Origin of the sequence: Roseomonas gilardii (assembly GCF_001941945.1) — a bacterium.
GTDB lineage: Bacteria > Pseudomonadota > Alphaproteobacteria > Acetobacterales > Acetobacteraceae > Roseomonas.
This window is the reverse complement of the sequence record NZ_CP015583.1, coordinates 1,501,664-1,524,979: the sequence shown is the minus strand read 5'-3', so window position 1 is coordinate 1,524,979 and position 23,316 is coordinate 1,501,664. Positions and strand designations below refer to the sequence as shown.

Below are 23,316 nucleotides of genomic sequence, written 5' to 3'. Positions count from 1 at the left end.
CAGGGACGTTGGTCCCTGGGAACCCTGTGAGCGCTCCGCGAGGAGGGGGATTGGGACAGCGGTCGCCATTGGCACGCCGGCAGCCATCACCCCCTCCTCGCGGAGCGCTCATGGCGGGGTCTCGGGGGGATACCATCCCCCTGAGCGGCCCCTTCTTCAGCAAAGGGTCCGGGAGGCAGAGCCTCCCGGTTCCCCGACCCGACCATCAGGACCCTTCACCATGAAGGGCCTGATCCTGGCGGCGCCGCGCTCGGGCTCGGGCAAGACGACGGTGGCGCTGGCGCTGCTGGCGGCGCTGCGGGCGCGGGGCGTGGCGGTGCGGGCGGCGAAGTCGGGGCCGGACTATATCGACCCGGCCTTCCACGCGGCGGTGACGGGGTGGCCTTCGCCCAACCTGGACAGTTGGGCCATGCCGGCACCGGTGCTGCGGGCGATGGCGGCGCAGGCGGGGCGGGAGGCGGGGCTGCTGCTGGTGGAGGCCTCGATGGGGCTGTTCGACGGGCTGGCGCCCTCGCCGCTCAGCCCGCCGGGGCGGCAGGGCAGCGGCGGCGACCTGGCGGAGGCGCTGGGGCTGCCGGTGCTGCTGGTGCTGGACGTGTCGGGGCAGTCGCAATCGGCGGCGGCGGTGGCACGGGGCTTCGCCATGCACCGACCGGGGGTGCGCGTGGCGGGGGTGGTGCTGAACCGCGTCGCCAGCGCGCGGCACCGGGCGGGGGTGGAGGCGGAGATGGCGGAAACCGGGCTGCCGGTGCTGGGCTGCCTGATGCGGGAGGCGGCAATCGCCCTGCCGGAGCGGCATCTCGGCCTCGTCCAGGCACAGGAGCTCGGGACGCTGCCGGCACTGCTGGAGCGGCTGCGGGAGGTGGGGGGGGCGCTGGACCTCGATGGCATCCTGGCGCTGGCCGGGCCGCTGCCCGATGGGGAGATGGTGGATGGCCCCGGTCTTCCGCCGCCGGGACAGCGCATCGCCCTGGCGCGGGATGCCGCCTTCTCCTTCGCCTATCCGCACCTGCTCGACGGCTGGCGGGCGGCGGGGGCGGAGATCCGTCCCTTCTCCCCGCTGGCCGACGAGGCGCCGCCGGAGGGCTGTGATGCCTGCTGGCTGCCCGGCGGTTATCCGGAGTTGCATGCCCCTGCCCTCGCCGCCGCCACACGCTTCCGCGAGGGGCTGCGGCGCTTCGCCGGGACGCGGCCTGTCCATGGCGAGTGCGGCGGCTTCATGGTGCTGGGCGAGGCGCTGCGGGATGCGGCGGGCGAGTGGCACGCCATGGCGGGGCTGCTCGGCCACCGCACCAGCTTCGCGAAGCGCCGCATGAACCTCGGCTATCGCCGCGCCACGCTGCTGGCGGATGGGCCGCTCGGCCCCGCCGGGACGGTGCTGCGCGGGCACGAGTTCCATTACGCCACGGTGGAGGATTCCGGCGCCGATGCGCCTTTCGCCAGCCTGACCGACGGGCTCGGCCAGCCGCTGCCGCCCTCGGGCGCGCGGCGCGGCCGGGTCAGCGGCAGCTTCTTCCACGCCATTGCCCGCGACGACGGATGACATGACCGCCTTCACGACCCTCGACTCCCTCCGTGCCGCCTGCCTGGACCTGCCCGGAGGCGACGAGGCCGCCGCCGGGGCGGTGGCCGCGCGGCAGGCCAGGCTCACCAAGCCGCCGGGCAGCCTCGGGCGCCTGGAGGAACTGGCCGCCTGGATGGCGCGCTGGCAGCGGCGCGGCATGCCGGCGCTGGACCGGGTGGAGGTGCTGGTCTTCGCGGGCAATCATGGCGTGGTGGCGCGCGGCGTCTCACCCTATCCGCCCTCGGTGACGGCGCAGATGGTGGCGAACTATGCGGCGGGCGGCGCCGCCATCAACCAGATCGCGCGGCTGGCCGGGGCGGAGCTGCGCGTGGTGCCGCTGGCGCTCGACACGCCGACGGGGGACTTCACCGAAGGCCCGGCCATGGGGGAGGCCGAATTCCTGGCCGCCGTCTCCATGGGCCATGCCGCCCTGCGGCCGGGAACGGAACTGCTGTGCCTGGGCGAGATGGGCATCGGCAACACCACCGCCGCCGCCGCCCTGGCCGCGGCCCTGTTCGGCGGCGACGGGCATCGCTGGGCCGGGCGCGGCACGGGGGTGGACGATGCCGGGCTGGCCCGCAAGCGCGCCGCCGTGGATGCCGCCCTGGCCCGCCATCCGGAGACACGGCGGGACCCGCTGCACGCCGCGCGCGCCCTGGGCGGGCGGGAGACGGCGGCCATGCTCGGCGCCGCCCTGGCCGCCCGGCAGCGGGGCGTGCCGGTGCTGCTGGACGGCTATGTCTGCCTCGCCGCGGTGGCGCCGCTGGCCCGGCTGCGCGGTGATGGGCTGGACCATGCCCGGGCGGCGCACCGTTCCGCCGAAGCCGGCTGCGCCACGCTGCTCGCCGCGCTGGGGATGGAGCCGCTGCTCGATCTCGGCCTGCGGCTGGGCGAGGCATCCGGCGCCGCGCTGGCGGTGCCGCTGCTTCGTGCCGCGCTCGCCTGCCATGCCGGGATGGCCACCTTCGCCGAGGCCGGGGTTTCGGACCGCGAGGCGTGATCCGCCGCCTCGCCGGGCGGCTGCGGGACGATCTGGTGGGCGCCGCCATGGTGCTGACCCGGCTGCCGGCCGGTGCCCTGGCGCGGAAGGGCTGGAGGGGGGATCTGTCCGGCGGCGTCTGGGCCTATCCGTTGGTCGGCGCGCTGGTGGGGCTGCTCGGCGGCGTGGTGGGGGCGCTGGGGCTGTGGCTGGGCCTGCCGGGCGGGCTCGCGGCGGCCTGGGCCCTGGCGGCGCTGCTGTTGCTGACCGGGGCGCTGCACGAGGACGGGCTGGCCGACACCGCCGACGGCTTCGGCGGCGGGCGGGACCGGGCGCGCAAGCTGGAGATCATGCGCGACAGCCGGATCGGCAGCTATGGCGTGCTGGCCCTGGCGCTGTCCCTCGGTATCCGGGGCCTCGCTCTGGCTGCGATGCCGGGGCCCGGGACGATGGTGGCGTCGCTCGTGGTGAGCGGGGCGCTGGGGCGGGGCGCGATCCTGGGCGTGCTGGCGCTGGCGCCGCCCGCGCGGCCGGATGGGCTGGCAGCGCTGCTCGGCCGGCCGGGGGGAGGGCTGCTGGCGGGCGGCGCGGCGCTGGCGGCGCTGCCGGGACTGGCGCTGCTTCCGCTGCCGGTGGCGCTGGGCGGCATCCTTCTCGCGGGACTGGCCGCGCTGGCGATGGCGCGGCTGGCCCGGCGGCAGGTGGGTGGCCATACGGGGGATGTGCTGGGCGCCTGCGAGCAACTGGCCGAGGCGCTGGTGCTGAGCCTGCTGGCGGCCTGCCTGGTGAGACCTGGCTGATCCGCTGGCTTGCCGCCTGCCGCCCGGGATGGAAGGCTGCGGCATGGCCGATCCGGGACGAGACCTTCCTTCCCAGGTGTTCCTGCGGCGGCGCGGGGTGTTGCGGGCGCTGGCCGCCGCGCCCCTGACCGGGCCGGGTCTGGCCCGGCCGGCCCTGGCGCAGCCTTCACCCCTCCCTGGCTGGGCCTCCGTCTGGGCGGCCCCGGCACAGGGCCCCTATCCGGTGGGCTTCACCTCCGCCCAGCCGGAGCAGGGGCGCAGCCTGCCGGACCCGGCCGGTGGCGCCCGCGACCAGAGCTTCCGCATGGTGCTGCGCCCCGGCTTCTGGGGGCCGCGCCTGCGGCTGCGCTTCTCCAATGCCTTCGGTACGCGGGCGCTGGTGATCGGGGATGCCTGGGCGGGGGTGCAGTCCGGCGGGGCCGCGCTGCTGCCGGGGAGCAACCAGCCGGTGCGCTTCGGGGGCGGGCGGCGCGTCTCGATCCCCCCGGGGGGCGAGGCCTGGTCCGATCCTGTCCCCCTGCCCTTCAGCGATCCGCCGCCCGCGTTGCTGGAAGGGCGCAAGCTGGCGGTTTCCTTCCATATCGCCGGGCCGAGCGGGCCGATGACCTGGCACGCCACGGCGCTCCAGACTTCCTATCTCTCCGCGCCTGGGGGCGGATCGCTGGGGGAGCGGGAGGATGAGGGCGGCTTTCCCTTTTCCACCACCTCCTGGTTCTTCCTCGACGCGGTGGACATGCAGGCTCCGCCCGGTCTGCCCGTGGTCGTGGCATTGGGCGATTCCATCACCGATGGCGTGGGCGCCACACTGAACGGCGATGACCGCTGGCCGGATGTGCTGGCCCGCCGCCTGGGCGCCGCGCATGGCGGGCCGGTTTCTGTGGTGAATGCAGGGATCAACGGCAACCGCATCCTGGGGCCGGAGGGCTACGGCCCCGGCGCCCCCTGGCCCGGCGGCCCGCCAGGGCTGGAACGGCTGGAGCGGGATGTGATCCGCCTGTCCGGCGTGCGTGCGGTGATCTGGGCGCTGGGAATCAACGACCTGGCGCGCGGCAGCGGCGTCACGCCGGAGACGGTGGTGGCGGGGATGCGGGAGGGCGCCCGGCGGCTGCGGGCCGGCCTTCCCGGGGTGCGGCTGGTGGGCGCCACCCTCACCTCGGCCCTGGCCAGCACCAACCCTGCCCATGGCGGCGCGGAGCAGGATGCGCGCCGGCGGGCGGTCAACGAGGCCATCCGGCATTCCGGCCTGTTCGACGCGGTGGCGGATTTCGACCGCGCCACGCTGGACCCGGCCACGGGCGGGCTGCGGCCGGAGATGGTGCCGGGCAGCACGGCGGGCGGCGCGGGGGATGGGCTGCACCCGAACCGGGCCGGCTACCTCGCCATGGCGGAGGCGGTGCCGCTGGACGCGCTCCTGCCGGCGCCTCCCGGGAGACCGGTCAGTCCGCGGTGATCCTCGCCACCTCGATCACCTTGGCCCAGCGCGTCCGCTCGCCCTCCATGAAGCGGCGGAAGGCGTCGCCGGGCATCGGATAGGGGTCCGCCCCCTCCTTGCGCAGGCTCTCCGCGAGGTCCGGTGCGTCAAGGCTGCCGAGGATCGCGCCTTCCAGCCGCGCCCGCACCGGCTCCGGCGTGCCATGCGGCACCAGGATCCCGTACCAGGCGGTGACCCGGTAGCCGGGCAGGGTCTCGGATACCGCCGGCACATCCGGGAGGGCCGGGGAACGCTTGTCGCCGGTCACCGCCAGGGCCCGCAGCGCCCCGCCCTGCACCAGGCCCAGCACGGAGGGCAGCGTGCTGATCATCACCGCCATATGGCCCGCCGCCACGTCGGTCAGGCCGGGCGCCGCGCCCTTGAAGGGGAAGTGCACCGCCTCCACGCCCGCCTGTTGCAACAGCAGGGCCATGGCGAGGTGCCCGGCCGAGCCGTTGCCGGGCGAGGCGTAGTTCAGCTCGCCTTTCTTCGCCCGGGCCTCGTCGAGCAGCGAGGCGAGGTCCGCCGCCTTCGTGCCGGGGCCGGCCACCAGCACGAGCTGCGTTTCCGCCACCATCGCCACCGGGTCCAGCGCGGCGAGCGGATCGACCTTCAGCGTCTTGCCGAACAGGGTCGGGTTCACCGTCATGGGACCCTGGTTGCCCATCAGCAGCGTGTAGCCATCCGGCTTCGCGGTCGCCACCAGCTCGGTCGAGAGGTTGCCGCCCGCGCCCGGACGGTTCTCCACCACCACGGCCTGGCCCAGCGCGGTGTGGAGGCGCGCGCCCAGGGCGCGGGCGACGGAATCCGTGCCGCCGCCGGGTGTGTAGGGGAGGATCAGCCGCAAGGGACGGTCCGGCCAGGCGGCCTGGGCATGGGCGGGCGAGGCCAGCGGCGGCAGGGCGGTCGCCAGGGGAATCATGGCCAGGGAGATCGTGGCCAGGGCGGAACGCAGCGCGCGGCGGCGCGGGACAAGGGACATGGACGGGTTTCCGGCAGGTTCTTCTTCTGCCGGAGAGCGAAGGCGAGAAGCGGGCGGAGGGCAAGGGGCGAAAAGCCCACGCGCCTCAGGCTCCGGGCAGTTCCACCCGCAGCGTCGTGCCGAAGCCCGGCGCGGGGGCGAGGAGGTCCGGCGCCGCCCCCCGCAGCAGCGCGGGCAGCACCCGCATCGGTCCGCCATGGGTCACCAGCACGGCGTCCCGGCCCGCCTCGCGTAGCGTATCGGCCAGGGCGCCCAGGCGCGCGAGGAAGTCGGCCATGCCTTCGCCGCCCGGGGGGGTGAAGCCGGTGGGATCGGCCGCCCAGGCGTCCAGCGCCGCGCGGGGCACGGCATCCCAGGGCAGGCCTTCCCAGGCGCCGAAATCCAGCTCCCGCAGCCGGGGTTCCAGGCGCGGCGCCGGGCCGAGATGCCGTGCGAGGTCGCGGCAGCGCCGGGCCGGGCTGCTCAGCAGGATGGGCTGGCTCAGCCGGGAGGTTTGGTCGCGCATGGCGGCCAGTTCCGCCGCCGTCGCCGCGCGCGCCGGGAGGTCGAGCCTGCCGTAGCAGCGTCCCGCCCCGTCCGGGACGGGCAGGTGGCGGACCAGCAGCAGGCGCATCACCCCCGGCTGGAAGGGCGCGGCCCGTCGCTTTCCATGAGCATGCCGCGGATGAGGTGCTTGAAGGGGGTCAGCCGGTTGCCCAGGCGCAGCGCGGCATGGCGGGCGAGGCGCGCCGGGGCGCGTTCGTCCGTGTAGAGCTTCGCCAGCAGGTTGGTCCCCGTATAGAGCGGCCAGGTCGCGCGGCGGTGCCGGCTCTCATAGGCCGCGAGCGGTGCGTCCAGCGCCTCCGCCCGGGCGAGGTCCGCGCCGCGCGCCAGGGCGCCGCGCAGCTCCTCCGCCAGCGTGTGCGCGCCGCGCAGGCCGAGGTTGAAGCCATGCGCCGTCACCGGGTGCATCCCCACCGCCGCGTCGCCGATCAGGGCGAAGCGGGGCGCCACGAAGCGGCGGGCATAGGTGGTGACCAGCGGGTAGGTGTGGCGGCTGCTGACCAGGCGCATCGCGCCGAGACGGTTCCGGTAGCGCTCGGTCACCTCGGCGGAGAAGGCGGTGCCGTCCAGGGCGGCCAGACGCTCGATCTCCGGCTTGGGCAGGGTGATCACCGCCGAGGAGCAGCGGCCGTTCAGCGGCAGCATGGCGATGGTCTGGTCGTTGTCGAACCACTCGGTCGCGACATGCCCGTGCTCGCCCTCATGCTCCAGGCGGCAGACCAGCATGGATTTCGCGAAATCCGTGACGTCGGCCTCGATCCGCTGCGCCTTGCGCAACGGCGAGAAGCGCGTGTCCGCCGCCACCACCAGCTTCGCCGCGACCTCCCGCCCATCGGCCAGCGCCAGGCGGGCGCCCTGGCGGGTGATCGTGGCGCCGGTGACGCTGGTGCCGGCCAGCAGCGTCAGCCCCGCCTGCCCCCGCGTCGCCGCGAAGAGCGCGCGGCGGATCAGGTGGTTCGGCACGAGCTGGCCCAGCGCGGCCTCGGCCCGGTCGGACACATCGAAATGCAGGGCATAGGGGGAGCCGCCGTTCAGCACCCGGGCCTCGCGCAGCGCCGAGGCGGCACCGGCGGGCAGGTGGTCCCAGGCGCCCAGGGCGCGCATCAGGTCCTGCGAGAGATGGGTGAGCGCGATCTCGCGCCCGTCGAAACCCGGGTCGGCCAGCCGCGCCTCGGGCTGCGTCTCGATCACGGCAAGCGACAGTCCGCTGCCGGCCATTTCCCGCGCGAAGGCGAGGCCCACCGGCCCGCCGCCCACGATCGCCACGTCGAACTGCATCTTACGCTCAACCCCCGGATCGCCGGATGTTCCTGTCCCGGCCGGAGCGGCCCGGGGAGCATCCCGATGGATCAACGTCGCATGAGGGGGAGAAGGGTGGGGCGACCTACGGGATTCGAACCCGTGACATCCAAGACCACAACCTGGCGCTCTACCGACTGAGCTAAGGCCGCCACACGGTGTGGCGCGGTGTAAGGCCCGTCCGTGGCGTCGTCAACGGGGGTCGCGCGCGAAGTTTGGCACGCCCCCCGCCGCCTCCCCTCCCCTCCGTTCTAGACCACCCGCGCCTTGCCGCCCGCCTGCTCGCGCCCGGCCTTCCAGGCCTCCAGCCGCGCCAGGGCCTCGTCCAGCACCTCCAGCCGCTTGCAGAAGGCGAAGCGGGCATAGTGGCTGGGCGCGTCCGGCCCGGCATAGAAGGCGCTGACGGGGATCGCCGTCACCCGCGCGGCCTCGGTGATGTGGCGGCAGAAGGCCACGTCGTCCCCGGCGAAGCCCAGCGGCCGGAAATCGGCGGTGATGAAGTAGGAGCCCATGGCGGGCAGAACGCCGAAGCCCAGCCGCTCCAGCCCCGCCGCGAGATGGTCGCGCCTGGCCTGGAGCCCGCCGGACAGGCCCTCGAAATACGCATCCTCCTTGCCCAGCCCCAGCGCCACCGCGCGCTGCAGGTTCGGTGGGGTGGTGAAGGTCAGGAGCTGGTGCGCCTTGGCCACGTTCGGCGCCACGGAGCGGTCGCAGGTGATGTAGCCCACCTTCCAGCCGGTCAGGCTGAAGGTCTTGCCGGCCGAGCCGATGCGCAGGCAGCGTTCGCGCATGCCGGGCAGGGTCATCAGCGGGATGTGCTTCCAGCCGTCGAAGGTCAGGTGCTCGTAGACCTCGTCGCAGACCGCATAGGCGTCGTGGCGCTGCACCAGCTCCGCGATGAAGGCGAGCTCGGCGGCGGTGAAGACCTTGCCGGCGGGGTTCATCGGGCTGTTGAGCAGGATCGCCTTGGTCTTCGGCCCGAAGGCGGCGGCCAGCTCGGCGCGCGGCAGCTCCCATTTCGGCGGGGCGAGGCGCACCAGCTTCGGTACCGCGCCCAGCATCCGCACCACCGGCAGGTAGGTGTCGTAGAGCGGCTCGATCAGCACCACCTCGTCGCCCGGGTCGAGCAGCGCCATCAGGCAGGCGGTGATCGCCTCGGTGGCGCCGGAGGTGACGACCACCTCCGCCGCCGGGTCGATCTCCAGCCCGTAGAAGCGGCGGTTCGCGGCCGCCACGGCCTCCCGCAGCTCGGGCACGCCGGTCAGCGGCGGGTACTGGTTGCGGTTGTCGAGCAGCGCGTCGGCCGCGGCCCGCACCACATCCGCCGGCCCTTCCTCGTCCGGAAAGCCCTGGCCGAGGTTGATCGCCCCGTGCTGCGCCGCCAGTGCCGACATGACGGTGAAGACCGTGGTGCCGGTGGCCGAAAGCAGGGTGTTCTGGGGCCGGGCGACCTTCGATCCGGCGTTCTGGGCTTGGCCTGGGGGCTTCATCTGTGGATGCGCTTCGTCTCTGATGGGGAGGCCCGGCGGGGTGCTCCCGATTCTCACGGGACCCGTCGCGGCGGCGGGCCCGGAAACGGGCCCCGGCGCGGGGGCCTGGGGATGCGGCGGCCCGAATCCGGCGCGGCGGTCCGGCCCGGCGCCATGCCGGGTTTGCCGCGCGGGTTTCCAGGCCCGGAAGGATAATGGGACCCCCGGCACGGCGGCGCAACCATGGTCCCTGGTGGCATCTGCCGCCAAAACAGGCAGAATGCCGCCGGGGATGGCGCATTCCGGGAGCGGGAGCGGTGAAAACCGCTCGCCACGGCCATTGCCCGCGCGGCACGGGCCGTGCAACACCGGGTACGCCCGTGTCGCGGGCCAGCGCCGGCAGGACAAGGCCGGCGATCGCGAGGGGAAACGGCCCTCGTGCCGTCAGGCGGCGCGGGGAAACGGGACGGCGGAGCCGATGAAGAAGATCGAGGCCATCATCAAGCCCTTCAAGCTCGACGAGGTGAAGGACGCCCTCCATGAGATCGGGCTCCAGGGCCTGACGGTCGTGGAGGCCAAGGGCTTCGGGCGCCAGAAGGGCCATACGGAGCTCTACCGCGGCGCCGAGTACGTGGTGGATTTCCTCCCCAAGGTGAAGATCGAGGTGATCTGCCCCGACGACCTGGTGGAGCGCGCCATCGAGGCCATCACCGCCGCCGCCCGCACGGGGCGGATCGGCGACGGCAAGATCTTCGTGTCCGACGTGCAGGAGGTGATCCGCATCCGGACCGGGGAGCGCGGCGAGGACGCCGTCTGACATAGCGAGATTCCGGGCGACCGGCTCCGGGGTGGGTGTCCCGAGGGGACCCGCCGGGGCCGGCGGCCGGCGAAACGTGGGCCGGACGGCCCGCGAAGTGACTGCCACGTTCTAGGGAACAGGATCAGGACACGATGGCGAAGAAGCCCGCAGCAGCCCCGGGGGTCCCGGACGGCGTTTCCAGGGTCATGGACATGATCAAGGAGAACTCCGTCGAGTACGTGGACTTCCGCTTCACCGATCCGAAGGGCAAGTGGCAGCACACGGCCCAGCACGTCTCGACCGTCTCGGAAGAGGTCTTCACGGACGGGATCATGTTCGACGGCTCCTCGATCGCCGGCTGGAAGGCGATCAACGAGTCCGACATGATCCTGATGCCGGACACGGCCAATGCCTGCATGGACCCGTTCTCGGCCAAGCCGCAGCTGATCCTCTTCTGCGACATCATCGAGCCCTCGACCGGCCAGGCCTATGGCCGTGACCCGCGCGGCACCGCCAAGAAGGCCGAGGCCTATGTCGCCGCCTCCGGCGTGGGCGACACCGTGCTGGTCGGCGCCGAGGCCGAGTTCTTCGTGTTCGACGACGTCAAGTTCGGCACCGGCGGCAACTTCGGCCACTACAGGCTGGAGAGCATCGAAGGCCCCGGCGCCAACATGAAGGACTACCCCGAGGGCAACATGGGCCACCGCCCGCTGGTGAAGGGCGGCTACTTCCCCGTCCCGCCGGTCGATAGCGAGATGGACCTGCGCGCCGAGATGCTCTCGACCATGATCGAGATGGGCCTGCCGGGCGAGAAGCACCACCACGAGGTGGCGCAGTCGCAGCACGAGCTGGGCACGCGGTTCGGCAAGCTGGTGACGATGGCCGACCAGATGCAGATCTACAAGTACTGCGTCCAAAACGTCGCCCACAGCTACGGCAAGACCGCGACCTTCATGCCGAAGCCGATCTATGGCGACAACGGCTCGGGCATGCACACCCACCTGTCCATCTGGAAGGACGGGAAGCCCATGTTCGCGGGCAACGGCTATGCCGACCTGTCGGAGATGTGCCTGTTCGCCATTGGCGGCATCATCAAGCACGCCAAGGCGATCAACGCCTTCACCAACCCGTCCACCAATTCCTACAAGCGCCTGATCCCGGGCTTCGAGGCCCCCGTGCTGCTCGCCTACTCGGCGCGCAACCGCTCGGCCTCCTGCCGTATCCCCTACACCACCAGCCCGAAGGCCAAGCGCGTCGAGGTCCGCTTCCCCGATCCGACCGCGAACCCCTACCTCTCCTTCGCGGCCCTCACCATGGCGGCAATGGACGGGATCAAGAACAAGATCCATCCGGGCGAGCCGATGGACAAGGACCTGTACGACCTGCCGCCGGAGGAGCTGAAGGACATCCCGACGGTGTGCGGCTCGCTGCGCGAAGCGCTGGAGAGCCTGGCGGCCGACCACGAGTTCCTGCTCGCGGGCGACGTCTTCTCGCGGGAGCAGATCGAGAGCTACATCGATCTGAAGTGGAACGAGGTCTATCGCTTCGAGCACACGCCGCACCCGGTCGAGTTCGAGATGTACTACTCCGCCTGAACCCGCGTTCCGGGCCGCCCGATGCGGGTGGCCCGGCTGGCGGAGCAGGGCTTGCGAAGGGCGCCGCGAGGCGCCCTTCGTGCTTTCCGCTCGCCTGTTCTTGTCGGAAGCCGGTCCCGCCCGCTCCTTGCGCCGTGGCCACGGACCTCTATTTTCGATCCTCCGTGAAACACTGCGTTGGAGGAAGCATCGTGACCCTGGAAACGGCTGCTTGACCTCAGCGGACGTCCTGACGGCGCTGCGTGACGCCACCGCCACCCTGCACGCCCGTCTCGACGCCGGGATCGATCTGGACAGGCACCTGGCATCCCCGGTGGCCTATGCGCGCTTCCTTTCGGCCATGCTGGGCATCGTGGCGCCGCTGGAGGCGATGCTGGACCGCTTCGACTGGCAGGCCACCGGCCTTGCGCCCGACGTGGCCCGCTGGCGTGTGCCGCTGCTGCGGAACGACCTCCGCTTCCTGGGCCTGCCGCCCGCGGAGCTGGACGCCCTGCCCCTCGCCCCTTCCCCGCTTCCTCCCGCGACACGGGATGCCGCCTTCGGCGCTCTCTACGTGCTGGAAGGCTCCGCCCTCGGCGGGCAGGTGATCCTGCGCCGGGCTGAGGCCTTGCTCGGCCTGGGTCCGGAGCACGGCGCGTCCTTCCATGCCAGCCTGGGCCGGCCGGTCGGCGAGAGCTGGCGGCGCTTCCGCCAGGCGCTGGCGCTCCATTGCACGGATGCCGGGGGCGCCTGCGACGCGGCCCGCGACAGTTTCCACCGCCTGGAATCCTGGCTTTCCGCCATGGAGGCCCGGCACGAACCCGGCCGCGCCGCGCTGGCCGGGGCGCCGGCGTGAGCCAGCCCTCGCCCTCCCTGCCGTTGCCCGACCTCCGCGCCCTGCCCGGCCGCCCGGACACGAGCACCTGCGACCGCGAGCCGATCCATGTCCCGGCCTCCATCCAGCCCCACGGGCTGCTGCTGGTGCTGGACCCGGACACGCTGCGGGTCCTGCAGGCCGCCGGCGACATGCAGCATCTCCTGGGCGTCCCGCTGGATGCGGCGCTGGGCGTCGAGGCGGGCCGGTTCCTGCCGCCCGGCGTCATCCAGGCGCTTTGCGCCCCGGCCCCCGCCCCGCAGGAGCCCTGCCTGCCCCGCCTTCCCGCGGGCGCCCGGCTGCTGAGCGGGGTGGAGCTGCGGCCGGGACGCTTCTTCGACCTCCAGGGCCGCGACAGCCCCGCCGGGATCATCGTGGAGATCGAGCCCCGGGGCGTGCCGGGCCCGGTGCGCCAGGACGACACGCTAGCCCTGGTCCAGGGCATGATCGCCAGCCTCCAGGGTGCCGCGACCGCCCGGCAGTACTGCGAGGCGGCGGCGGCGACGATCCGCGACATGACCGGCTTCGACCGCGTGATGGTGTACCGCTTCGAGCCCGACGACACGGGCTGCGTCGTGGCGGAAGCCAGGGCGGAAGGGACCGGCTCCTATCTCGGCCTCCACTTCCCCGCCTCGGACATCCCGAAGCAGGCCCGCGCCCTCTACCTGCGCAACTGGATGCGGCTGATCCCGGACGCGCACTATATCCCGGAGCCGCTCATGCCGGCGCTCAGCCCGAGGACGGGCGAGGCGCTGGACATGTCCGATTGCTCGCTGCGCGCGGTCTCCCCGATCCATCTGCAGTATCTGCGGAACATGGGCGTGCAGGCCTCCATGTCCCTGTCCATCCAGCAGGGCGGGCGGCTCTGGGGGCTCATCGCCTGCCACCACCGGACCGCCTGGCACCTGCCCGTCGCCATGCGCGCGGCCTGCGAGCTCTTCGCCCAGATGTTCTCGCTGCAGCTCGAAACGCTGGAGCAGCGGGAGAACCACGAGGATGCGCTGCGCATGCGCCGGGTGCACGAGCACCTGGAGCAGGTCATGGCGCAGGAGGAGGAACTCGGCGAGGGGCTGATCCGCCAGCGGCCGAACCTGCTCGACTACCTGGAGGCGGGCGGCGTGGCGGTGCTGGCCTCGGGACGATACGCCACGGCTGGCCAGACCCCGACGCGGGAGCAGGTCAACGGCCTGGTGGAATGGCTGCGCGGCACCGTCGAGGAGCGGATCGTGGCGCTGGACCGCCTGCCGGAGCTCTATCCCCCGGCCCGGGAATTCGCCGATGTCGCCAGCGGCGTCCTCGCCCTCTCGGTGAGCCGCGCGCCCCAGGACTATATCCTCTGGTTCCGGCCGGAGATGGTGCGGACGCTCCACTGGGCGGGCAACCCGGACAAGCCGGTGGAACCGGGCGCCGGACCCGGGCAGCTTTCGCCCCGCGCCTCCTTCGACACCTGGACCGAGACGGTGCATGGCCGCGCCAGGCCCTGGCGGGCGGTGGAGATCGAGGCGGCGCAGGCGCTGCAGCTCAGCCTGCTGGAGGTGGTGCTGCGCCGGATCGAGGACGCCTCCGAGGAGCGCGGGCGCGCCCGGGCGCAGCAGGACCTGCTGATGGCGGAGCTGGACCACCGGGTGAAGAACACCCTGGCCAATATCCAGGCCCTGGTGCGCCACACCAAGAGCGGCGCCGGCAACCTGGAAGGCTTCGTCCACGACTTCGACCGGCGCATCCGCGCCATGGCGGTGGCGCACAGCCTGCTGACCAGCACGCGCTGGGAGGGGGCGGACCTGCGGGCCCTGGCGGAGGAGGAGCTCCGTCCCTATCGCAACGCCAGCGAGCAGCGCGTCACCGTCGCGGGGCCGGAGGTCCGGCTGAAGCCGAAGGCAGCGCTGGCGCTGAGCCTCGCCTTGCACGAGCTGGCGACGAATGCCGCGAAATACGGCGGGCTGTCGGTGCCGGAGGGACAGGTCGCGGTCACTTGGAACATGGATGGCGAGCGCATCATCCTGCACTGGGTGGAAAGCGGCGGCCCGCCGGTGCAGCCGCCGCGCCGCCGCGGCTTCGGCTCGACCGTGGTGGAACGTGGCCTCTCCTATGAGCTCGGCGGCCAGGCGAAGCTCAACTTCGATCCGGCCGGGCTGCGCTGCGCGGTGACCATCCCGCTGAAGCAGCTGGTGGAAAGCGCGCCCGCCTCGCCCACCGCCGCGCCGCGCCGGCCCGATCCGGCCCCGGGCACCATCGCCGGGCGCCGCATCCTGGTGGTGGAGGATGCCGCGCTGGTGGCCATGCAGGTGAGCCGCGCGCTGGAGGATGGGGGCGCCGTGGTCGTCGGCCCCGCCGCCGCGCTGGCCCAGGCGATCCGCCTCGCCGTCTCGTCACGGATCGATGCCGCGCTGCTGGATGTGGACCTCGACGGGGAAAGCGTCTTCCCAGTGGCCGATGTCCTGGCGGAGCGGGGGATCCCCTTCCTGTTCACCACCGGCTTCGACGCTGCCACCATCGTGCCCGAGCGGTTCCGGGGCACCACGGTGCTGGGCAAGCCCTATGGTACCGACGACATCCAGCTCTGCATCGTCGCCCTGCTGCGCGACCGCCCGCCGGCCGGTGGGCCAGGGGACTGAGCCGGGGGGTTGAACCGGGGGGCTGAGCCGAATGGCTGAGCCGCCGGAACGGCCCGCGCGACCGGCGGCATCGCGCTTGCTTCCCCCCGTCTTTGCCGGCGTGGAAACATGACGGATCACACCGAGGGGGAATCGGGACTGTGGAATCCTTTTTCCGGCTGCGCGAGCACGGCACCACGCCGCGCACGGAGATCATGGCGGGCTTCGCCACCTTCCTGACGATGGTCTATATCGTCGTGGTCAATCCCAACATCATGGCCGCCGCCGGCATCGACCAGGGGGCGTCCTTCGTCGCCACCTGCCTCGCCGCCGCCATCGGCTCGGCGCTGATGGGGTTGCTGGCCAACTATCCCATCGCCCTGGCGCCGGGGATGGGGTTGAACGCCTATTTCGCCTTCGCCGTGGTGGGCGGCATGCACATCCCCTGGCAGGTGGCGCTGGGCGCCGTCTTCCTGTCGGGCCTCATCTTCCTCGCGGTGTCGGTGCTGCGGATCCGGGAATGGCTGATCAACACCATCCCGCTCTCGCTGAAGCTCGGCATCGCCGCCGGGATCGGTTTCTTCCTGGGCATCATCGGGCTGCAGGGCATGGGGCTGGTGGTGGCGAACCCGGCCACCATGGTCGGGCTGGGCCATGTGGCGGAGCCGAAGGTGCTGCTCTCCTGCCTGGGCTTCCTGCTGATCGCCGGCATGGTCGCGCGCAACGTGCCGGGCGGGATCATCATCGGCATCCTCGTCACGGCGCTGCTCGGCATTCCCTTCGGGCTGACCACCTTCCATGGCGTGGTGTCGCTTCCGCCCTCGCTGGCGCCGACCTTCCTGCAACTCGACATCCCCGGCGCCATCGGCCTGGGCGTGGCGGGGATCGTGTTCACCTTCTTCATCGTGGACCTGCTGGACAATGCGGGCACGCTGATCGGCACCACGCACCGCGCCGGGCTGATGCGGCCGGACGGTTCCGTGCCGCGCCTCGGCCGCGCGCTGCTCGCCGATAGCGGCGGCGCCATCATCGGCTCCGTGCTCGGCACCTCCACCACCACCAGCTATATCGAGAGCGCGGCCGGCATCCAGGCCGGGGGGCGCACGGGGCTCACCGCCCTGACCGTGGCGGTGCTGTTCCTGCTGACGCTGTTCCTGGCGCCGCTGGCCACCTCCATCCCGGGATATGCCACGGCGCCCGCGCTGGTCTTCGTCGCCTGCCTGATGGCGAAGTCGCTGCGCGACCTGGACTGGGAGGACATCACGGACTACGCGCCCGCCATCATCACCGCGCTGTCCATGCCGCTCACCTTCTCGATCGCCTCGGGGATCGGCATCGGCTTCATCACCTATGCGGTCATCAAGCTGCTGGCCGGCAAGGCGGGGCAGGTGTCCGGCGCGGTGTGGCTGATCGCCGCGCTTTCGGCGGTGAAGTTCTGGATGGGCGCAGGCTGAAACGCGCGGGGCGGCCGGGGGTGGCATGATGCCCCCCCCGGCCGCCCCCGCCCTTGGGTCCGGTGCGGGTCGGATCAGGCGGCGGCAGCCTCCGCCGCGCGGTTCGCGGATTCGATGGTCTCGCGTACCATCGGATAGATCTCGGTGCTCCAGCGGCGCCCGTTGAAGACGCCGTAATGGCCGACGCCCTTCTGGACATGGTTGCGCTTCCGCTCCGCCGGCAGGCTGGAGCAGAGATCGAGCGCCGCCGCCGTCTGGCCGACGGAGCAGATGTCGTCCCGCTCCGCCTCGACCGTCAGGATCGACATGTCCTGGATCAGCTCGGGCCGGACCAGGCGGCCGCCGACGGTCAGTTTGCCCAGCGGCAGGGAATGGTCCTGGAACACGATCTTCACCGTTTCCAGGTAGAATTCCGCCGGCAGGTCCATCACCGCCAGATATTCGTCATAGAACCGGCGATGCGCGGTGGCCGCCTCTTCCTCCCCCGACACGATGTGTCGGAACTGGTCGGCATAGGCCTTCACGTGCCGGTCCATGTTCATGTTCAGGAAGGCGGTGAGCTGCAGCACGCCGGGATAGACATGGCGCCCGGCCCCGGCGAAGCGCCAGGGGACGGTGGAGATCAGGTGCTGCTCGAACCAGGAGATGGGGCGGGAGGTCGCGAGCTCGTTCACGGAAGTCGGGTTGACGCGGGTGTCGATCGGCCCGGCCATCAGCGTCAGGCTGCGCGGCCGGGCGGGGTCGCGTTCCTCCGCCATCAGCGCGGCGGCGGCCAGTACCGGCACGGCGGGCTGGCAGACGGCCACCACATGCGCGCCCGGGCCCATCGCCCGCAGGAAGGCGCTGATGTGCGCGACGAAGCCGTCGAAGCCGAAGGAACCCGCGCTGACGGGGACCTCACGGGCATTGTGCCAGTCGGTGATATGGACGTCATAGTCCGGCAGCATCGTCGCCACGGTGCCGCGCAGCAGGGTGGCGAAGTGTCCGGACATCGGAGCGACCAGCAGCACCGGCGTCTGCTTCCGCTTCGTGTCCTTGCGGAAGCGCAGGAGGGTGCCGAAGGGCATGGCGTGCACCGCCTCCTCGGTCACGGCGACGCTCTCGCCATCGACCTGGACCGAGGTGAAGCCGAAGGGGGGGCGCTCATGCGTGGTCCGCGCCCCGCCCAGGATGTCGAACATCGCGGCCCAGTGGCGCAGGGGGAAGACGCCCGGCACGGCCTCGTCGAACTGGCGGAGAAGCCGGCTGCTTCCGCGCGCGAAGCCCTGGAAAGGCGCAAGGATATCCTGCTGCGCCTGGTAGGCGTCATAGAACATGGTTCTGGCACTCTCCCTGCATTGCCGTGTCGTCAAGGATCGTCGCGGAACACGCTGCGGTTGCTTTTCTTGTCCGTGACTATCGCTCGTCATACTGGACGAATGGTGTACGCAATGAACGCACGCGGTTACTGGCGGATGCGCCGCGTGTATCAAAATATGGTACGCCTCCCCGCCCCCTATGCAAGGGGCTGCATGGCAAGCCACCCGGTTCGTGGGGGCTTCTCCCCCGCCATCGCCCTGTTCCGCCCCCCCGGGCCGTGCCCTTAGTGCCTCTCCCTTCACGTCAGCGTCGGGTCGCGCCGCCCCGCCCGGCGGGCTAAGCCGGTTCTCCGTCCAAGCCAGAAGAAGCCGGTCCCCCCGAGTCCCATGCCTCTGCCCGCCGCCTTCCAACCCCTGCGCCATCCGAATTTCCGGCTGCTGTGGACCGCGACCCTGTTCAGCAACATGGGGCTGTGGGTGCAGAACACGGGCGCGGGCTGGCTGATGACCATCCTGGACGGCCGCCCCGGCATGGTCGCCCTGGTGCAGACGGCGAGCCTGCTGCCGGTCTTCCTGCTGGCCATGCCGGCCGGGGCGCTGGCCGATATCCTCGACCGGCGGCGCTTCCTGATCGGGGCGCAGCTCTGGATGTGCTTCTCCGCCCTGCTGCTCTGCCTGCTGGCGGCTGTGGGCGTGATCGGCCCCTGGGGGTTGCTGGCGCTGACCTTCGCGCTGGGCATCGGCTCGGCCATCAACTTCCCGGCCTTTTCCGCCGTGACGCCGGAACTGGTGCCGCGCGCCGACCTGGCCCAGGCCATCGTGCTGAACGGTATCGGCTTCAACCTCGCCCGTGCCCTGGGGCCGGCGCTGGGCGGACTGCTGATGGGCATGGCGGGGCCGCAGGCGACCTTCGCCCTGAACGCCGCCTGCGTGATGGTCCTGGTGGTGGCGCTGTTCCTGTGGCGGCGGCAGGCCCCGGCGGGGCGCCTGCCCAACGAGCACTTCCTCTCCGCCATGCGCACGGGCGTCCGCTTCGTGGTGGCGAGCCCGGCGCTGCGCGGCACGATCCTGCGCTCGCTCGTCACCTTCTTCGCCGGGGCGGCGATCTGGGGGCTGCTGCCGCTGCTGGTGCGGCGCCAGCTCGGCCTGGGGCCGGAGGCCTATGGGCTGATGCTGGCGGCAATGGGGACCGGCGCGGTCTGCGCCGGCTTCCTGCTCCCCTCCCTGCGCAGCCGGATGAGCTTCTCCACCCTGGTGGTGCTGGGCACCACCGCCATGGGCGCGGCGCTGGTGGTGCTGGGCCTGTCGCGCCACTGGCTGCCGGCGATTCTGGCCATGCTGGTCTATGGCGCCTGCTGGATCTCGGCCGCCAGCACCTTCGGCGCCTCGGCGCAGCTTTCCGCCCCGTCCTGGGTGCGGGCGCGGGCGATGGGGCTCTACCAGGTCGCCACCTTCGGGGCGATGGCGCTGGGTTCGGTGCTGTCCGGCGCGGCGGGCGAGGCCTTCGGCATCCCGGCGACCCTGGCGGGATTCGGCATCGGCGGAGCCATCGGGGCCTGGGCGTTGCAACGCCTGCCGATGGAGAACCCGCCGCCCCCGCCGCCGCCCGGCGCGGATATCCTGCACCCCGCGCCCGAGAGCCCCGATCCCGGCCTGGCATCCGTCCTGGCCCGCGATGCGCTGCCGGTCATGGAGTCGGTCCGCTACCTCGTGCCCGAGGTGGACCGCGCCGAGTTCCTGGCTGCCATGCGCGAGGTCCGGGGCGTGCGGATGCGGGCCGGGGCGGTGAACTGGCGGCTCTATGAGGATGTCGCGCATCCGGAGCGCTTCGTGGAGCTCTGGACCATGGAGTCGTGGATGGAGCACCTGCGGGAGGCCGGGCGTATGACCGATGCGGATGCCGCAATCCTGGCCCGCGCCGCGGCGTTGCACCGCGGCAGCGAGCCGGCACTCGCGGGGCGATACCTGAGCCTGGAGCCCTGAAACCTTCATCCTCGCCACGCGCTGGCGCGGTAGCGGAACGCCGTGGCGTTTCGGATAAAGATCCAATCGGACCACCTAAGGAGTCGATTCCATGGCCAAGGCTCAGGGCAAGGGTGACACGGGTTATTCGGGCACCCGCTGGTCGACCCGGAACAGCGTCGGCGAGAACGCCAAGAACGTCTCGCTCACCACGCTCCAGGCGCTGCTGACGGACGCGATCGACCTCTACAACGCCACCCGTCAGGCGCACTGGAACCTGAAGGGCACGAACTTCATCGGCCTGCATGAGATGCTGGACGGTTTCTACAACGACCTGAACGAGAGCACCGACGCCCTGGCCGAGCGGCTGGTGCAGCTGGGCGGCGTGGCGAACGGCACGACCCAGAACCTCGCCAGCACCACCCGCCTCCCGCCCTACCCGGCCGATCTGCTGGACAGCATCGGCCATGTGAAGGAGCTGTCCGAGCGCTATGCCATGGTGGGCAAGGCGCTTCGCGACGGCATCGACGAGACGGACGATGCGGGCGACGCCGACACCTCGGACCTGCTGACCGAGCTGTCCCGCGACATCGACAAGAAGCTTTGGATGCTGGAGGCGCACCTCCAGGGCCACGGCAACTGAGCCTGCGGCCGCTGGAACCTCCGGCGGCTGGCCGTCCCCTTCGCCGGGGCGCAGGAGACCAAGACCCCTCCCTCTGGCATCCGGCCGGGCGGAGGGGTTTTTGCTGTCATCGGGCCTGTGCCCCGAGGACGCGCCATTGGACGAGCGCCAGCCGGTAAATCGCCGCGCCACCGCCCGCGAAACTTGCGGTTCCCTGCCACACGGCCTATTTTCCCGGCGGGGGACCGGAACACAACATGAACGACTTGTTCGGCGGCCGCCCTCAGAAGGGGCCCGCAAACCAGAGCTATTCCGCGGCGGATATCGAGGTGCTGGAGGGGCTGGAGCCCGTCCGCCGGCGCCCCGGCATGTATATCGGCGGCACCGACGAGAACGCGCTGCACCACCTGGCGGCGGAGATTCTCGACAATTCCATGGACGAAGCGGTGGCCGGCCATGCCGACCGCATCGAGGTCGCGCTGGAAGCCGGCAACCGCCTGACCGTTCGCGACAACGGGCGCGGCATCCCGGTCGATCCGCACCCGAAATTCCCGAAGCTCTCGGCGCTGGAGGTGATCCTCACCACGCTGCATTCGGGCGGCAAGTTCTCTGGCAAGGCCTACGACACCTCGGGCGGGCTGCACGGCGTCGGCTCCTCGGTGGTGAACGCGCTGAGCGAGCGCATGGAGGTGGAGGTCGCCCGCGACCGCACCCTGTTCACCCAGGCCTATGAGCGCGGCAAGCCGGTCACGAAGCTGAAGAATGCCGGCCCGGTGCACAACCGGCGGGGGACCACGATCCGGTTCACGCCGGACCAGGAGATCTTCGGCAAGCAGCTCTTCTCCCCCGCCCGCCTGTACCGGCTCTGCCGTTCCAAGGCCTATCTCTACAAAGGCGTGGAGATCCGCTGGTCCTGCGATCCGGAGCTGATCAAGGACGAGACCCCCGCCACCGCCACGCTGCATTTCCCGGGCGGCCTCTCGGACTTCCTGGCGGCCGCCGTGGAGAGCCGCGCCACGGTCGTCCCCGCCCCCTGGTCGGGCGAGGTCTCCTTCCCCGAGGGCCAGGGCCGCGCCGAATGGGCGGTGACCTGGCTGGAACATGGGGACGGCTTCCTCAACGCCTATGCCAACACCATCCCGACGCCTCTGGGCGGCACGCATGAGGCGGGGTTGCGCAACGCGCTGGTGAAGGGCCTGCGCGCCTATGGCGAGCTGAAGAAGGAGAAGCGGGCCGGCGGGGTCACCGCCGAGGACCTGTTCGGTGGCTTGGCCGGGATGCTCTCGGTCTTCGTCCGCGACCCGCAGTTCCAGGGCCAGACCAAGGACAAGCTGACCTCGCCGGAGGCGGCGAAGCTGGTCGAGGCGGGGCTGCGCGACCATTTCGACCACTGGCTGACCGGCGACACCCGCAACGCGGACAACCTCCTCGCCTGGGCGATCGAGCGGGCCGAGGAGCGGCAGCGGCGGCGCGAGCAGAAGGACACGCCGCGCAAATCGGCGACGCGGCGGCTGCGCCTGCCCGGCAAGCTCGCCGACTGCTCGCTGGAGAATGCCGCGGCGACCGAGCTGTTCCTGGTGGAGGGCGATTCGGCCGGCGGTTCCGCCAAGCAGGCCCGGGACCGCCAGACCCAGGCGGTGCTGCCGCTGCGCGGCAAGATCCTGAACGTCGCCTCGGCCTCCGCCGACAAGCTGCGCGGCAACCAGGAGCTGAAGGATCTGATCGAGGCCCTGGGCTGCGGCGCGGGCGAGCGCTTCGACATGAACCGCCTGCGCTATGGCCGCGTCGTCATCATGACGGATGCCGATGTGGACGGCGCCCATATCGCCGCGCTGCTGATGACCTTCTTCTACAAGGAGCTGCCGGAGCTGGTGCGGCAGGGCCGGGTCTTCCTGGCGCAGCCGCCGCTCTACCGGCTGCAATCCGGCGCCGTCTCCGTCTATGCCCGCGACGACGCGGACCTGGAGCGGGTGCGGAAGCGAAGCTTCAAGCCGAGCCAGAAGGTCGAGGTCAGCCGCTTCAAGGGCCTGGGCGAGATGCCGCCCATGTCGCTGAAGGAGACCACCATGGACCCGCGCAAGCGGACCCTGCTCAAAGTGGTCCTGCCCCCCGAGGAGCGCGCCCAGACGGCGGAGCTGCTGGAGGCGCTGATGGGCCGCAAGCCGGAGCTGCGCTTCCGCTTCATCCAGGAGAATGCCGCGAAGCTGGATGTCGAGGCGGTGGACGCCTGACGCTCCCCTTCCCATGCGGTCTGCTCAGCCGAGCAGGCCGCGCAGGAGGAGATGGGCACCGAGCAGCAGCAACCCGCCGAAGAAGATCCGCCGGAAGACCGCAGGGCGCAGCCGCTTCTGCAGCCACTGCCCGAGCGCCATCCCGAGCAGAGCCGGCAGCAGCGCCAGGGCCGAGCCCGTCGCCCCGGCACCGTCCAGCGCGCCGCCATCGGCCAGCACCGCCGCCAGCGCCAGGGTAGAGGTGGTGAAGGACAGGCCGAGCGCCTGCATCAGCGCCGGGCGTTCGAGCGACAGGGCCTGGAGATAGGGCACCGCCGGCAGCACGAAGACCCCGGTGGCGGCGGTGAGCAGCCCGGTGCAGAAGCCGGCGAGCGGGCCGAGCCACCCCTCCCGCCGGGGTGGGACGGAGGGCAGGCGCAGCGGCGAAAGGCCGAACAGCGCATAGGCGACCAGCACGAACCCCAGCGCCCCCTGCCCGACCCAGGCGGAGCCCCCCGTCAGCACCCCGCGCCCGGCCCAGCAGCCCAGGACGGTCGCCAGCAGCATCGGCCAGAGGCGGCGCAGCAACCCCGGCAAGGCGTGCCCCGTCATCTGCCAGAAATTCGTCAGCAACGAAGGCAGGATCACCAGCGTGGCAGCCTGGGCCGGCGCCATGAACAGGCTGAGCAGACCCATCCCGACCGTGGGCAGGCCCAGCCCGGTCACGCCCTTGGTGAATCCGGCCAGGAGGAACACCGGTGCGATGCCGGCGAGAAGGGAAAGGGGAAGGTCCATGGCCGCAGGCTGATCCGCGCGCCGCCC

Annotated in this window: 18 protein-coding genes and 1 tRNA gene; 12 read left to right on the top strand and 7 right to left on the bottom strand. The window is 71.9% G+C overall.

Annotated features, from left to right (window positions below; all coding sequences use genetic code 11):
• Positions 1-220: 220 nt before the first annotated feature.
• The 4 genes from RGI145_RS06875 to RGI145_RS06860 are packed head-to-tail and all read left to right on the top strand — an operon-like array spanning position 221 to position 4,793.
• Positions 221-1,543 carry a cobyrinate a,c-diamide synthase gene (locus tag RGI145_RS06875; RefSeq protein WP_075797777.1) on the top strand — a complete coding sequence of 441 codons (1,323 nt, stop codon included), beginning with the start codon at positions 221-223 and terminating at the stop codon, positions 1,541-1,543.
• A 1-nt stretch (position 1,544) separates the two neighbouring features.
• Positions 1,545-2,564 (top strand): nicotinate-nucleotide--dimethylbenzimidazole phosphoribosyltransferase, encoded by a 1,020-nt coding sequence (gene cobT, locus RGI145_RS06870; RefSeq protein ID WP_075797776.1) that lies wholly within the window; start codon positions 1,545-1,547, stop codon positions 2,562-2,564.
• Positions 2,561-3,343, top strand: coding sequence for an adenosylcobinamide-GDP ribazoletransferase (locus RGI145_RS06865; protein WP_237183229.1), 783 nt, complete (start codon positions 2,561-2,563; stop codon positions 3,341-3,343). The genes cobT and RGI145_RS06865 overlap by 4 nt, the downstream gene beginning before the upstream one ends.
• A gap of 43 nt (positions 3,344-3,386) precedes the next feature.
• Positions 3,387-4,793, top strand: a complete 1,407-nt coding sequence (locus tag RGI145_RS06860) for a GDSL-type esterase/lipase family protein (RefSeq protein ID WP_075797775.1) — start codon at positions 3,387-3,389, stop codon at positions 4,791-4,793.
• Here RGI145_RS06860 and RGI145_RS06855 read toward each other — a convergent pair.
• The 5 genes from RGI145_RS06855 to RGI145_RS06835 form a co-directional block, all read right to left on the bottom strand.
• Entirely contained in the window at positions 4,780-5,796 is a 1,017-nt protein-coding gene (locus tag RGI145_RS06855) for a Bug family tripartite tricarboxylate transporter substrate binding protein (RefSeq protein ID WP_208863942.1), read from the bottom strand. The two genes, RGI145_RS06860 and RGI145_RS06855, sit on opposite strands and share 14 nt — an antisense overlap.
• 85 nt (positions 5,797-5,881) lie before the next feature.
• A complete protein-coding gene (locus RGI145_RS06850) occupies positions 5,882-6,409 on the bottom strand; it encodes a histidine phosphatase family protein (RefSeq protein ID WP_075797774.1) in 528 nt (175 codons plus the stop codon).
• A complete protein-coding gene (gene ubiM / locus RGI145_RS06845; protein ID WP_075797773.1) occupies positions 6,409-7,617 on the bottom strand; it encodes a 5-demethoxyubiquinol-8 5-hydroxylase UbiM in 1,209 nt (402 codons plus the stop codon). Before ubiM ends, RGI145_RS06850 begins: the two co-directional genes overlap by 1 nt.
• Positions 7,618-7,714: 97 nt before the next feature.
• A tRNA-His gene (locus RGI145_RS06840) sits at positions 7,715-7,790 on the bottom strand.
• 99 nt (positions 7,791-7,889) lie between these two features.
• Positions 7,890-9,128, bottom strand: coding sequence for an aminotransferase (locus RGI145_RS06835; RefSeq protein WP_075797772.1), 1,239 nt, complete (start codon positions 9,126-9,128; stop codon positions 7,890-7,892).
• Between the two features lie 457 nt (positions 9,129-9,585).
• On the opposite strand from RGI145_RS06835, the gene RGI145_RS06830 reads away from it, so the two are divergent.
• The 5 genes from RGI145_RS06830 (at position 9,586) to RGI145_RS06810 (ending at position 16,402) form a co-directional block, all read left to right on the top strand.
• Positions 9,586-9,924, top strand: coding sequence for a P-II family nitrogen regulator (locus RGI145_RS06830; protein WP_027279742.1), 339 nt, complete (start codon positions 9,586-9,588; stop codon positions 9,922-9,924).
• Positions 9,925-10,058: 134 nt separating this feature from the next.
• The gene (glnA, locus tag RGI145_RS06825; RefSeq protein ID WP_075797771.1) at positions 10,059-11,501 is read left to right on the top strand and encodes a type I glutamate--ammonia ligase; all 1,443 of its coding nucleotides are present in this window, start codon (positions 10,059-10,061) and stop codon (positions 11,499-11,501) included.
• 211 nt (positions 11,502-11,712) lie between these two features.
• On the top strand, positions 11,713-12,336 hold the full coding sequence (locus RGI145_RS06820) for a biliverdin-producing heme oxygenase (protein WP_075797770.1): 624 nt from the start codon (positions 11,713-11,715) through the stop codon (positions 12,334-12,336).
• Complete coding sequence (locus tag RGI145_RS06815) at positions 12,333-14,969, top strand: HWE histidine kinase domain-containing protein (protein WP_156878456.1); 2,637 nt, start codon at positions 12,333-12,335, stop codon at positions 14,967-14,969. Before RGI145_RS06820 ends, RGI145_RS06815 begins: the two co-directional genes overlap by 4 nt.
• 140 nt (positions 14,970-15,109) lie before the next feature.
• Positions 15,110-16,402, top strand: a complete 1,293-nt coding sequence (locus tag RGI145_RS06810; protein WP_208863941.1) for an NCS2 family permease — start codon at positions 15,110-15,112, stop codon at positions 16,400-16,402.
• Between the two features lie 74 nt (positions 16,403-16,476).
• Here RGI145_RS06810 and RGI145_RS06805 read toward each other — a convergent pair whose 3' ends face one another.
• Positions 16,477-17,718, bottom strand: coding sequence for a polyhydroxyalkanoate depolymerase (locus RGI145_RS06805; RefSeq protein ID WP_075797768.1), 1,242 nt, complete (start codon positions 17,716-17,718; stop codon positions 16,477-16,479).
• Positions 17,719-18,087: 369 nt separating this feature from the next.
• Between RGI145_RS06805 and RGI145_RS06800 the strand changes: the two genes are divergently transcribed.
• From RGI145_RS06800 to parE, 3 genes are all read left to right on the top strand, one after another.
• Complete coding sequence (locus RGI145_RS06800) at positions 18,088-19,683, top strand: MFS transporter (protein WP_075797767.1); 1,596 nt, start codon at positions 18,088-18,090, stop codon at positions 19,681-19,683.
• Between the two features lie 91 nt (positions 19,684-19,774).
• Positions 19,775-20,305, top strand: coding sequence for a DNA starvation/stationary phase protection protein Dps (dps, locus tag RGI145_RS06795; RefSeq protein ID WP_075797766.1), 531 nt, complete (start codon positions 19,775-19,777; stop codon positions 20,303-20,305).
• A gap of 236 nt (positions 20,306-20,541) precedes the next feature.
• Positions 20,542-22,515, top strand: a complete 1,974-nt coding sequence (gene parE / locus RGI145_RS06790; protein WP_075797765.1) for a DNA topoisomerase IV subunit B — start codon at positions 20,542-20,544, stop codon at positions 22,513-22,515.
• A gap of 24 nt (positions 22,516-22,539) precedes the next feature.
• Here parE and RGI145_RS06785 read toward each other — a convergent pair whose 3' ends face one another.
• A complete protein-coding gene (locus RGI145_RS06785; protein WP_075797764.1) occupies positions 22,540-23,289 on the bottom strand; it encodes a sulfite exporter TauE/SafE family protein in 750 nt (249 codons plus the stop codon).
• Positions 23,290-23,316: the final 27 nt, after the last annotated feature.